Source organism: Arthrobacter sp. SLBN-100, assembly GCF_006715305.1.
Lineage (GTDB): Bacteria > Actinomycetota > Actinomycetes > Actinomycetales > Micrococcaceae > Arthrobacter.
In genome coordinates this window covers 2,903,526-2,915,983 of the sequence record NZ_VFMY01000001.1, presented here as the reverse complement: position 1 = coordinate 2,915,983, position 12,458 = coordinate 2,903,526, and the positions used below count along the sequence as shown (strand labels likewise).

Genomic DNA, 12,458 nt, shown 5'->3' with positions numbered 1-12,458 from the left:
GGATAATGGCGCGATGGGGATATCTGCAAAACTGTCTTTGGGCATCGCTGCCGTCGTTCTTGGAGCATCGCTGGTGGCCTGCGACGACGGCAGGAGCGGCGCCGAAGCCGCGTCCAGGCAGTTTGCCACCGCGGTCTCCGGACTGGACGTGGGATCGGTGCCCTTCGATGGTAAAGACTCCGCAGCCGCCAATGATCAGCTGAAGAGCGTTTTCGCCGCACTGGATCCCCAGAAGCCGACGGTTGAAGCAGGAGAACCGACGCTTGACGGCGAGAACGCCTCAACACCGCTGAACTACACCTGGAACTTCGGCGGTGCCGAATGGAAGTACACCCTGTCCGCGAAATTCAAGAAGTCCGGGGACAAGTGGCTCACCGTCTGGGACCCTGCCGCCCTGGCACCGGGCCTGGCGGACAGCGAGATCCTGACCAAGGGATCACAATCACCCCAGCGGGCGGACATTTTGGGTGCCGGCGACGTACCCCTGGTGACGTACCGCCCGGTGGTGAATGTCGGCATCGACAAACCCCAGCTGGGCGCCGCGGATCCCGCTGATTCCGCCGGCAAGCTCGCGGCCCTCGTCGGGGTGGATCCCGCCGCCTACAGCCAGCAGGTGCAGGCCTCCGGCGCCGATGCCTTTGTGTCCGCGATAACGCTGCGCGAAGAAGGCCGCACCATCAGCAATGAGCAGATTGCAGCCATTCCCGGAGCGCGTGCCATTCCTGCATCCATGCCGCTGGCTCCAACCCGCACCTTTGCCCGCGCCGTCCTCGGCTCCGTCGGCGAGGCCACGGCCGAGCAGATCGAAGCATCGGGAGGTGAGCTGACCGCGGGAGATGTCACCGGCATCGGCGGGCTGCAGCAACAGTATGATGAACAGCTCAGGGGGACGGACGCCGTCGTCATCCGTGCCCAGCGTGCAGACCTGACGAGGGAACAGGTCCAGTCCGCCGCAACGGATCCGCGCCGGGTGCTCTTCGAAGTGAAGCCCACGCCGGGAACACCGCTGAAGACCACCCTGGACCCCACGCTGCAATCGCTGGCCGAGACCACCCTTGAAGGCGTGGAACCTGCCTCCGCGATTGTGGCGTTGCGTCCTTCCACCGGGGCTGTCCTGGCAGCAGCGTCAGGGCAGGGAAGCAACGGCTACAACACGGCAATGCTGGGCCAGTACGCACCAGGTTCCATCTTCAAAATGGTGGACTCGCTGGCGATGTTACGGAATGGCCTGACGCCGGATTCGAAAGTTGAGTGCACACCCACTTTGAATGTGGAAGGGCGGACCTTCAAGAACTCTGAGGGATACCCGGAGAGCTCCCTGGGTTCAGTGACGCTCCGTGATGCCTTCGCCCACTCCTGCAACACGGCCTTCATTGCGGCGCGGGACAAGGTCTCGCAGAGCCAGCTCGAAGCAGCAGCCCTGGCGATGGGGATCGCCGTCGAAGCGCCGACCCTCGGGGCGGATGCCTTCCTGGGATCCGTCCCCGGCGAGGCCGCCGGCACCGAGCACGCCGCGTCGATGATTGGCCAGGGCAAGGTGCTGCTCTCGCCTTTGGCAGCTGCCATGATGGCCGGCTCGGTTGCCAAGGGTGCCCCGGTTGCCCCGCAGCTTGTGGTGAATCCCGACGCCGGCGCTGCCGCCGAGGGAACCACCAGCGGAGCGTCTGTGCCGCCTGCCCAGCCCTCCGCCACGGCGAGTGCAGAGGCACCCTCCCAGGCGTCCGCGAATCCCATTACCCCTGAGGAAGCGGCCAAGCTGGCAGACATGATGCGCGCCGTCGTGACGTCCGGGCATGCGGGCTTCCTTACCAGCGTCCCCGGTGCGCCCGTGGGGGCCAAGACCGGCACCGCTGAATTCGGCAACGAGAATCCGCCCAAGACCCACGCCTGGATCGTGGCCGTCCATGGCGACCTTGCCGTGGCTGTGTTTGTGGAGGACGGGGGCTTCGGGGCAACAACCTCCGGCCCGCTGCTGCAGAAGTTCCTCACCTCCGCCGGCTAAAAATCCTGGAGGGTGCGCCGTGGGAAGATGGATTGCGTGGCCCATATTGACGTTTCCGGTATCGATTACTTCCTCTCCGACGGCACGCAGCTGCTCAACGGAGTGACCTTCAAGGTTCCGGACGGCACTAAAACGGCCCTCATCGGCCCCAACGGTACGGGCAAGACCACGCTGTTCCGGATCATCGCCGGCGACCTGACTGCCGATGAAGGCGTGGTCGGCCGGTCGGGCACCATGGGCATCATGCGGCAGTTCGTGGGCCAGGTCCGCGACGGGTCCACGGTCCGTGACCTGCTGGTGTCCGCGGCCCCGCCTGCCCTGGCTGCCGCAGCCCATGAGGTGGACGACGCCGAGCTGGCGATGGTGGAGCACGACGACGAGCCAAGCCAGATGCGCTACGCCCAGGCCATCGTGGACTGGGGGGACGCGGGCGGCTACGACGTCGAAACCGTCTGGGACGAGGTGTGCATGGCCGCGCTGGGACTCCCCTTTGACCGCGCGCAGCACCGACCGGCGTCGAGCCTGTCCGGCGGCGAGCAGAAGCGGCTGGTACTCGAAGCGCTCTTCGCCGGTCCTGACGACCTGCTGCTGCTCGACGAACCGGACAACTACCTGGACGTGCCGGGCAAGCGCTGGCTTGAGGACAAGCTGAACGAATCCAAGAAAACCGTCTTCTTCATCAGCCACGACCGGGAACTGCTGAACAACGCTGCGGGCCGCATCGTCACTCTTGAGCCCGGCATAAATGGCGCGGGAGCCTGGATCCACGGCGGCGGCTTCGGCTCCTATGTGGAGGCGCGGGCGGACCGGAATGCCCGCTTTGAGGAACTGCGCAAGCGGTGGGATGAGGAGCACGTCAAGCTCAAGGAACTGGTCAATATGTATAAAAACAAGGCCGCGTTCCGCTCCGATATGGCCAACCGGTACCACGCAGCCCAGACCCGGCTGGCGAAATTCCTGGAGATCGGGCCGCCCGAGGCGCTGCCCATGGAGCAGAATGTGCAGATGCGGCTCAAGGGCGGCCGCACCGCCAAGCGCGCCATCGTTGCCGAGAAGCTGGAACTGACCGGCCTGATGAAGCCCTTCTCCACGGAAGTGTGGTTCGGTGACCGCGTGGGAGTCCTCGGGTCCAACGGCTCGGGCAAATCGCACTTCCTCCGGCTGCTGGCCACCGGCGGGACCGATCCCGAGCGGGAGCACGTGCCGGTGTCCGACGTCGAAATCGCCGAAGTGCCGCACGAGGGCACAGTGAAACTTGGCGCCCGCATCCGCCCGGGCTTCTTTGCCCAGACGCACGTGCGGCCGGACCTGCTGGGCAAGACGCTCCTGGAAATCCTGCACCGCGGCGACGAACACCGGTCCGGGCTGGGCCGTGAGGCGGCAGCGGGTGCACTTGACGGGTACGGGCTTGCGGGGCAATCGGAGCAGAAGTACGAATCCCTTTCCGGCGGGCAGCAGGCACGGTTCCAGATCCTCCTCCTGCAGCTGAGCGGCGCCACGCTGCTGCTCCTCGACGAACCAACGGACAACCTGGACCTGCACTCCGCCGAGGCCCTTGAGCGGGCCATCGACCACTTTGAGGGTACTGTCCTGGCTGTGACCCACGACCGCTGGTTTGCCCGCACCTTCGACCGCTTCCTGGTGTTCGGATCCGACGGGAAGGTGTACGAATCGGACGAGCCGGTGTGGGATGAGAAGCGGGTGGAGCGCGCCCGCTGACCCCCAACGCTCTCTCAGTTAATGCGCGTTTTTCGTTCACGCTCTCGCACCGGTGCGGGAACGTCGGTGCTTAAGGTGCGTCAAGTGAGAGAGGATTCGGCAATTAGCCGCATAAAGTGAGAGAGCGTCTGAAGACTTTATGAGCAAATGATCAAAGCTTGTTAGCATTTGATCATGAAGACGGACGAGCGGCACCGCACCATCGCCGAAGTGCTCCGGCAGCGCCACGAGGTGTCGGTGGAGGAGTTGACCGTTGCCTGTGGCGCTTCCGGGGCGACCATCCGCCGTGACCTTGAAGTCCTCGCCGCCAACGGCGTTTTACGCCGGGTCCATGGCGGGGCCCGGAGCCTGATCGGCCATGGTGAGAATCCCGGCTACGGGCAGCGCGAGCTGGAGGACCAGGACACCAAGAAACGCATCGCCGCCGCCGTGGCCAGCCTCCTTCGGGACCGGGAGCATGTCTGGCTGGACAGTGGCAGCACCGCCACCGAGGTGGCCCGGGCGTTGGCCGGGAGGAACCTGACCCTGATGCCGATGTCACTGCGGTCACTCAACGTGCTCACGGCTGAGGAAGCCACGGCCGGAACCCGCCCCGCCCTGCTGTTGCCCGGGGGAAGCCTCGTACCCGCCGAACTGTGTTTCCGGGGTCCGCTCGCGGAATCCAACGTCCGCTCGCTGCGTTTTGACACTGCAGTGGTGACGCCCTGCGCCCTGGACCTCAAGGACGGGCTCCTTGCCCATGACCTGGAAGACGCGGCGGTGAAGCGTGCCGGGCTCGAATCAGCGTCGCGCGTGGTGGTGGCGGCCGCCGCAGCGAAATGGGAAGCACATGCCCGGGCCCTTGTGGCAGGCCTGAACCGTGTGGACATCATGGTCACGGACAAGCGGTTCAGCCCGGACGAACAGCGACGACTTGACGACAACTCTGTGGAAGTAGTGAACGTATGAGCATCAACACCGGCACGGCAGAAGAAGCTGGACTTAAGGCAGCCGCGGCTGCCACTGTTGTTGTCTTTGGCATCAACGGACTGGTTTTCGCCAGCTGGGCGGCCAGGATTCCCGCGGTTACCCAAACACTGCAGATCACGTCCGGACAAATGGGCACCCTGCTGCTGTGCACCGCCGTCGGTTCACTGCTGGCACTGCCCACTGCCGGATGGGTGGTGGGACGACTCGGTACAGCGAACACCGTCCGCCTGGGCGGACTGCTGGCCTCGGCCGCAGGGGCGGGAATCGCGTTCTCGCTGTCCATCGAGTCCATCCCCGGCACGGCCATTTCCCTGTTCTTCTTCGGTATCGCCATCGGCCTGTGGGACGTGTCGCAGAACATCGAAGGCGCTGATGTGGAACATAAGCTGCGGCGCACCATCATGCCCCAGTTCCACGCTGCCTTCAGCGGCGGGGCCTTCGTGGGCGCCCTCATTGGCGCGGGTCTGTCAAACCTCGGTGTCGACCTGCCGCTGCACCTGCTGGTCATCGTGGGCATCGTGCTGCTGGTGACCATGACCGCGCCACGCTACTTCCTCCCGCACGCCGCCGTTCCGGCTCCCGCGGAAGGCGCCAAGGCTGTCAAAGGTCCCTCGGCGTGGCGGGACAGCAGGACCGTGCTCATCGGCGTCGTGGTCCTCGGGGCCACCTTGACCGAAGGTGCGGGCAATGACTGGATTGCCAAGGCATCAGTGGACGGGCTGGGAACCTCCGAATCCACCGGTGCCCTGATGTTTGCCCTCTTTGTCCTGGCCATGACGGCGATGCGCTTCTTCGGTGGCCGCGTCATCGACAAGTATGGCCGGGTTGCCGTCCTCCGGGCCAGCATGGCCGCAGCCGCCGTCGGACTCTGCCTCTTCGTGCTCGCCGGGAATGCCTGGGTGGCCGCAGGCGGTGCCGCACTCTGGGGCGTTGGGGCTGCCCTGGCCTTTCCGATGGGAATGTCCGCCGCCGCTGACGATCCCCGGCACGCCGCAGCGCGGGTCTCCGTGGTGTCCACCCTGGGATACATCTCGTTCCTGGCCGGTCCTCCCCTGCTGGGTTACCTGGGTGACCTCACGGGAATCCACAAGGCACTGCTGGCCATCCTTGCGCCCATCCTCCTGGCGCTCCTGCTGGCGGGTGCGGCCAAGCCATTGAAGGTCAAGTAAACCGCGACGCCGGACCAAGGGCGGCTGCGCCGCCGCGTTGCTTCCGGCGGTAGGGTGAGGGCATGCAGAGCAAATGGCGCCAGAGCCATCGATGGATCAGCCGCACTGACAGGTACCTGGTCCGGCATGTCTCCCGTTTGCCCGGCGGAAACCATGATGATTTCTTCCGCAGGCTTTCCGCGGCCGCGAACCACGGAAAACTCTGGATGGGTGCGGCAGCCCTCATCGCCACCATTCCGGGCAGGCCCCGCCGTGCTGCCCTTCACGGACTGATCGCCCAAGCAGTGGCTTCCGCCGTAACCAATGGAGTCTTCAAGACGCTGTTGCCCCGCGCCCGCCCGCTCCCGGAACACCTGCCGGTTTTCCGGTTTGTGCATCCGCAACCTAAAAGTTCCTCCATGCCGTCGGGGCATTCTGCCTCGGCAGTAGCGTTCGCAGTGGGAGTCGGACTCGTGAAGCCTTCGCTCGGGTTTGCGCTGGCCCCGGCAGCACTGGGAGTTGCCTACTCCCGCGTTCACACCGGCGCGCACTGGCCCTCCGATGTGCTTTTTGGTTCGGCGATCGGAGCCGGTGCGGCCCTGGTCACGCGGCGGTGGTGGCCGGTCCGGCCGCCCTTTCCCGCGACCACGCGGACCTGGACGGCAGCGCCTGAGTTGCCGGAGGGGGACGGACTGAGCATCGTGGTGAACACCCTCGGCGGGTCCTTCAAAGAAGAGACAGCAGACGCGCTTCTGCAAGTATTCCCAAAGGCGTATGTAAGGACCGTGGAGCCGGAGGAGGATCTCCTTGTGGCGATTGCGCAGACAGCGCAACAGCCAAGTACGCGGGCCCTCGGTGTGTGGGGCGGCGACGGAACCGTGGGAGCAGCGGCCGCTGCCGCCGTGCAGCGTTCCCTCCCCTTGCTGGTGCTTCCCGGCGGAACGCTCAACCACTTCGCGCGGGATGCCGGAACCGGCAGCCTCAAGGAGGCACTTGCCGCAGCATCTAAAGGCGAAGCTGCCCTTGCCGACGTAGGCATTGTCACCGTGGAGCGCGGCCTGGCCGGCAAGCCCGAAACGGCGGAAGTGATGATGCTCAACACCTCCAGCATCGGGCTCTATCCCAACCTTGTGCGGCGCCGCGAACACCTGCAGCCTGCACTGGGGAAGCCCCTCGCCGGAGTCGTGGCCATGTTCCGCACCTTCGCGGCCGGCACCCCCACCACCCTGACGGTGGACGGCAGGCGCCACAAGTTGTGGATCGCCTACGTGGGACGCGGCCGCTACTACCCCCGCGACCACGCGCCGTTGTTCCGGCCTCTGCTGGACGACGGCATCCTGGACGTCCGCATGATCACGGCAGACGAATCCTTTGCCCGGCTCCGCCTGCTCTGGTCGGTGCTGACCGGCACGGTCGCCACCTCACGCATCACCCACCTGACAGAGGCGACGCGCGTCCGGATCGAAGCAGGCGCGTCACCCATGGCCTTGGCTGTGGACGGCGAGGCGGTGGCAGGCGTACGCAGTGTGGAGTACAGGGTACGGCCCCGTGCATTGACGTATTACTCCCCGCGCCCCTGACCTCGGGCGTTGCATCTGGCGGTCATCCAGGGGGACTACCCCGGTTAACCCTGAATCATCCCTGAGACCGGAGAATTCGGGCAGGCGGATCGGTAGCGTTGAAGATAGACATCCGTCCGAGCAACATTTCCCGCAGCGCATGCTGCCGTCCGAAGGAAACAATCCATGATTGAGGCAAAAGGCCTGACCAAGGTCTATGGCGGAAAAACCGCTGTGGCCGGGGTCAGCTTCACTGTGCAACCAGGGCTCGTCACGGGCTTCCTCGGGCCCAACGGTGCCGGCAAGTCCACCACCATGCGCATGGTGATGGGATTGGACCGTCCGACGTCGGGCTCGGTCACCGTCAACGGCCTGCCCTACGCGCGTCACAAGGCGCCACTGCATGAGGTCGGCGCGCTGCTGGACGCCAAGGCCGTCCACACGAGCCGCAGTGCGTACAACCACCTGCTCGCCATGGCGGCCACGCACGGAATTCCCAAGGCCAGGGTCCGGGAAGTCATTGAGATGACAGGCCTTGAGGCTGTGGCCCGCAAGAAGGCCGGCGGGTTCTCCCTGGGCATGGGCCAGCGGCTGGGCATTGCCGCGGCCCTGCTGGGCGACCCGCAGACCCTCATCCTGGACGAACCGGTCAACGGCCTGGACCCGGAAGGTGTGCTGTGGGTCCGGAACCTCGTCCGGTACCTCGCCAACCAGGGCAAGACCATCTTCCTGTCTTCGCACCTGATGAGTGAGATGGCCCAGACCGCAGACCACCTGATCGTTATAGGCCGCGGCCGGATCATCGCCGATGCCCCGGTGAAGGAAATCATTGCCGGAACGCGCCAGGCCAAGACGCTGGTTCGGACGGGCGCCGCACTGCAACTGTCTGCCCTCCTGGCCGGTGACGGGGTCACCGTGGACCAGAGCGAACCGGAAACCCTGGAAGTGACAGGGATGGATTCGCGGCAGATCGCCCAGATTGCCCTGGACAACCAGGTGCTGCTGTATGAGCTCACTCCACAGCTTTCATCGCTGGAAGACGCGTACTTCGACCTCACCAAGGACGAAGTGGAATACCACTCACACCTGGCCGGCGGGCCTGCCCTGGCCGCCCCGGCAGCGGCAGGAAAGTAAGGACGATGAGCGCCATGACTGAAACCCGTAACGCCCCCACCCGTTCCTCCGCAGGTTCACGGGGGGTAACCTTTGGCGGCGTCCTGCGATCCGAATGGATCAAGCTGTGGTCCCTGTTGTCCACCCGCATCCTGCTGCTCCTGACGCTCGTTGCCATCATCGGCGTGGGGGCGCTGGCTGTCCTGATCCGCTACACCTACCTGGACGAGATGATCCGCAACGCCAGGGACAGGGGCCAGACAATGACCCCCGAAATGCTGGAAAAATCGTTCCCTCCAGGCTCCGGCTTTGACCTGTACAACCTGCCCAACGCGGGGCTGCAGATCGGCATCCTGATCCTCGGCTCGCTCGCGGTCCTCTTTATGTCCTCCGAGTACGCCACCGGAATGATCCGATCCACCATGAACGCCGTCCCGCAACGCACACCCGCCTTTGCGGCCAAGGCGATCATCCTCGCCGTCATTTCCTATGTCATCACCACTATTGCCGGCGCAGCCACCTTCCTGATCGCCATGCCGGTGTTCGAGGGCATGGGCTTCGACCTCGACTGGTCAACCGGCGGCGTGCTGTACAGCATCTTCACCGGCGGCCTCTATGTGGCCGGGGTTGCGTTGATCGGCCTATCCCTGGGAACGCTGCTGCGCAACTCCGCCGGCGGCATCACTGTCCTGGTGGCAATATTCTTCGTTCTGTCCATCGCCGCAAGCTTTATGACCCTTATCCCCGGCGAGTTCTGGAAGTACGTCCCGCAGTACATTCCGAGTGAAGCCGGCGGAAGGTTCCTGTCGGTTGGTCACACCGACGGCATCATTGACCCTTGGCATGGCGGGCTGATCTTCCTGGGCTACGTGCTGCTGTTCCTGGTCCCGGCAATGATTGCGCTGAAGAAACGCGACGTATAGGACGGGCCTTGGGCGCCGTGGTTTCCGGCACATGACAGAGTTGCCTTCATGAAAACTTTTGATGCATTCTGCGGCGATTGCTTGGAGCCGCGACCTGCCCTTGCTCATTGTTTATGGTGAATTGCACAAGGCGCCACACGTGAAGGCGGGACTAGGGTAAAACAACGGCGGTGGGGTGGGTCACATTTCTGCCAGTGATCACCACCATCGCGATACCACGACCCATGCCCCAGGCGATTCTCCTACAGGACGGCACCTCCATGCATGCTGAGCAGCAACTATCAAAATCCTTGAAACCCAGGCACCTGTCGATGATCGCCATCGCGGGCGTCATCGGCGCAGGCCTGTTTGTAGGTTCGGGGGCCGCGATCCAGCAGGCCGGCCCGGGCATACTCGTCGCTTACGCGGCAGCCGGGCTGGTGGTCATCCTTGTGATGCGCATGCTGGGGGAGATGGCGGCTGCCAATCCTGAAACCGGCTCCTTCTCGACATATGCGGACAAGGCACTGGGCCGCTGGGCCGGGTTCAGCATCGGATGGCTCTACGCCTGGTTCTGGATTATCGTCCTGGGCATTGAAGCCACAGCCGGGGCAGCCATCATGCACCGCTGGGTGCCTGGCATCGACCAGTGGGTGTGGGCGCTACTGCTCATGGTGCTGCTGACGCTGACCAACCTTGGTTCGGTGAAGTCGTATGGTGAGTTCGAATTCTGGTTCGCGTCCATTAAGGTGGCAGCAATTGTCCTCTTCCTGGTCTTCGGCGCCGCCGCGATCCTGGGCCTGGTACCCGGTGTTCCCGCACCAGGCCTAAGCAACCTGATCAATAACGGCGGCTTTATGCCCAACGGCCCGGGTGCCGTCCTGGCCGGCATCCTCGTGGTGGTCTTCTCCTTCTTCGGTGCAGAGATAGCCACCATCGCCGCCGGTGAATCCGAGAACCCGGTGGATGCGGTGAAGAAAGCCGTCAAATCCACAGTCTGGCGCATTCTGGTGTTCTACATCGGCTCCATTGCCGTGGTGGTCACCCTGCTGCCATGGAACTCGGCGTCCGTCGCCAAGAGCCCCTATGTCGCAGTCATCGAACTGTTCGGCATCCCTGGCGCCGGAACCATTATGGACGTCGTCGTCCTGACCTCGGTGCTTTCCTGCCTGAACTCCGGACTCTACACCGCCAGCCGGATGCTGTTCTCGCTCTCCACACGAGGTGATGCACCGCGCTCCTGGACGCGCATCTCCAAGCGCGGGGTCCCCGCCGCAGCCGTGCTTGCCTCCACGGTGGTTGGCTTTGTCACGGTGGGGCTGAACTACATCGCCCCGGACACGGTCTTCCTGTTCCTGGTCAACACCTCCGGTGCCATCGCACTGTTCGTGTGGCTGGTCATCTCCGCTTCGCAGCTGATCCTGCGCCGCCGGATGGGCGCTGCCGCAAAAGACCTGCAGCTGAAGATGTGGCTTTTCCCGTACCTCACGTGGGCAGCCATCATCAGCATCGTGGCGCTGCTGATCGGCATGGTGATCGTGGAGTCAACCCGCGAATCGCTGCTGCTCTCCCTGGCACTGGCTGCCGTAGTTGTGGCCGTGGGCGTGCTCCGCTACCGGCGGCAGGGTGCAACGGCCGCTGGCCTGCCGGCCACAGTAGAGCGGACGCCGGCGGAGGAAGCCCGGCGCTAGACTCGGGACCATGCCTTTACCCTCCTCCGCCGCAGACCACATCCAGGACCTTGGCGCCTACGTCAGCGCATCGCCGTCGAGCTTTCATGCAGTGCATGAAGCTGCGCGGCGGCTGGGGGAGGCCGGCTTTGTCCGCCTTGATGAGCTGGAACCCTGGGAGGGCGGTGCCGGTTCGTTTTTTGTGATCCGTGACGGCGCGTTGATCGCATGGGTTGCGCCGGAGGGCGCCGGGCCCACTACCGGGTTCAACATCCTGGGAGCGCACACGGATTCGCCCTCCTTCAAACTCAAGCCCAAGCCCACCACCGGCGCATTCGGCTGGCTGCAGGCGGGTGTGGAAGTGTACGGCGGTCCACTGCTGAATTCATGGCTGGACCGCGAACTGCAGCTCGCGGGCCGGCTGGTGATGCTGGACGGCGCCGAGCACCTCACCGCTACCGGGCCCATGCTGCGCTTCCCGCAGCTGGCCATCCACCTGGACCGGGCCGTGAATGATGGCCTGGCCCTGGACAAGCAGCGGCACATGAATCCCGTGTGGGGGCTGGGGAATCCTGCCGATTTTGACCTGCTCGCCGTGCTGGCTTCGCATGTGCCGGATGCTTCCGTGGATCCGGCCCGGATTGGCGGATACGACGTCGTCATTGCAGACACGCAGGCCCCTGCGGTTTTCGGGGGGAACGGTGAGTTCTTCGCGTCCGGGAGGCTGGACAACCTCTCCGCCACCCACGCGGGGCTGGTGGCACTGATCGCGCACGCTTCGGGAACTGAAGCGGGCGCACCGATTGCCGTCCTCGCCGCATTCGACCATGAGGAGATTGGCTCCAACTCCCGTTCGGGGGCCAGCGGGCCCATCCTTGAGGACGTGCTGGTGCGCATCTCTGACGGCCTTGGTGCATCAGTGAGCCAGCGGCGCCAGGCGCTGGCGGCATCGTTCTGTGTTTCTGCTGATGCCGGACATGCGGTCCATCCCAACTATGCCGAGCGGCACGACCCCGTCAACCACCCGGTGCTCAACGGCGGCCCGCTGCTCAAAATCAATGCCAGCCAGCGCTATGCCACGGACGCGTCCGGCGCAGCTTTGTGGGCGCGCCTGTGTGCGGAGTCGGATATCCCGTACCAGGAGTTCGTGTCGAACAACGCGATCCCATGCGGATCGACTATCGGTCCGCTCACCGCCACGCGCCTGGGAATCCGGACCGTGGACGTTGGTGTTCCGCTGCTCTCGATGCACTCGGCGCGGGAGCTGTGCGGTGTGGAGGATCCACGGCGTTTGGCTGCTGTGACAGAGCTCTTTTTCCGGACCTCTGCGTAGTTTTGGCCTGGTTTCCGCCACAAAGCTGGTGCGGATACCCACA

General features: G+C 64.7%; 9 protein-coding genes. All 9 read left to right on the top strand.

What is annotated here, in order from left to right; genetic code table 11:
* Positions 1 to 13: 13 nt before the first annotated feature.
* Positions 14 to 2,002 (top strand): penicillin-binding transpeptidase domain-containing protein, encoded by a 1,989-nt coding sequence (locus FBY31_RS13475; protein WP_142041775.1) that lies wholly within the window; start codon positions 14 to 16, stop codon positions 2,000 to 2,002.
* Positions 2,003 to 2,038: 36 nt separating this feature from the next.
* On the top strand, positions 2,039 to 3,721 hold the full coding sequence (locus FBY31_RS13470; RefSeq protein ID WP_142041771.1) for an ABC-F family ATP-binding cassette domain-containing protein: 1,683 nt from the start codon (positions 2,039 to 2,041) through the stop codon (positions 3,719 to 3,721).
* Between the two features lie 174 nt (positions 3,722 to 3,895).
* The gene (locus FBY31_RS13465) at positions 3,896 to 4,669 is read left to right on the top strand and encodes a DeoR/GlpR family DNA-binding transcription regulator (RefSeq protein ID WP_142041768.1); all 774 of its coding nucleotides are present in this window, start codon (positions 3,896 to 3,898) and stop codon (positions 4,667 to 4,669) included.
* Entirely contained in the window at positions 4,666 to 5,859 is a 1,194-nt protein-coding gene (locus FBY31_RS13460) for an MFS transporter (RefSeq protein ID WP_142041765.1), read from the top strand. The genes FBY31_RS13465 and FBY31_RS13460 overlap by 4 nt, the downstream gene beginning before the upstream one ends.
* Positions 5,860 to 5,921: 62 nt before the next feature.
* Positions 5,922 to 7,418, top strand: coding sequence for a bifunctional phosphatase PAP2/diacylglycerol kinase family protein (locus FBY31_RS13455; RefSeq protein WP_142041762.1), 1,497 nt, complete (start codon positions 5,922 to 5,924; stop codon positions 7,416 to 7,418).
* Between the two features lie 165 nt (positions 7,419 to 7,583).
* Entirely contained in the window at positions 7,584 to 8,531 is a 948-nt protein-coding gene (locus FBY31_RS13450) for an ABC transporter ATP-binding protein (protein WP_142041759.1), read from the top strand.
* A 5-nt stretch (positions 8,532 to 8,536) separates the two neighbouring features.
* Positions 8,537 to 9,433, top strand: a complete 897-nt coding sequence (locus FBY31_RS13445) for an ABC transporter permease (protein WP_142041756.1) — start codon at positions 8,537 to 8,539, stop codon at positions 9,431 to 9,433.
* Positions 9,434 to 9,693: 260 nt separating this feature from the next.
* Positions 9,694 to 11,103 carry an amino acid permease gene (locus FBY31_RS13440; protein WP_142045372.1) on the top strand — a complete coding sequence of 470 codons (1,410 nt, stop codon included), beginning with the start codon at positions 9,694 to 9,696 and terminating at the stop codon, positions 11,101 to 11,103.
* 10 nt (positions 11,104 to 11,113) lie between these two features.
* Complete coding sequence (locus FBY31_RS13435) at positions 11,114 to 12,415, top strand: M18 family aminopeptidase (RefSeq protein WP_142041754.1); 1,302 nt, start codon at positions 11,114 to 11,116, stop codon at positions 12,413 to 12,415.
* The last annotated feature ends 43 nt before the right edge of the window (positions 12,416 to 12,458 follow it).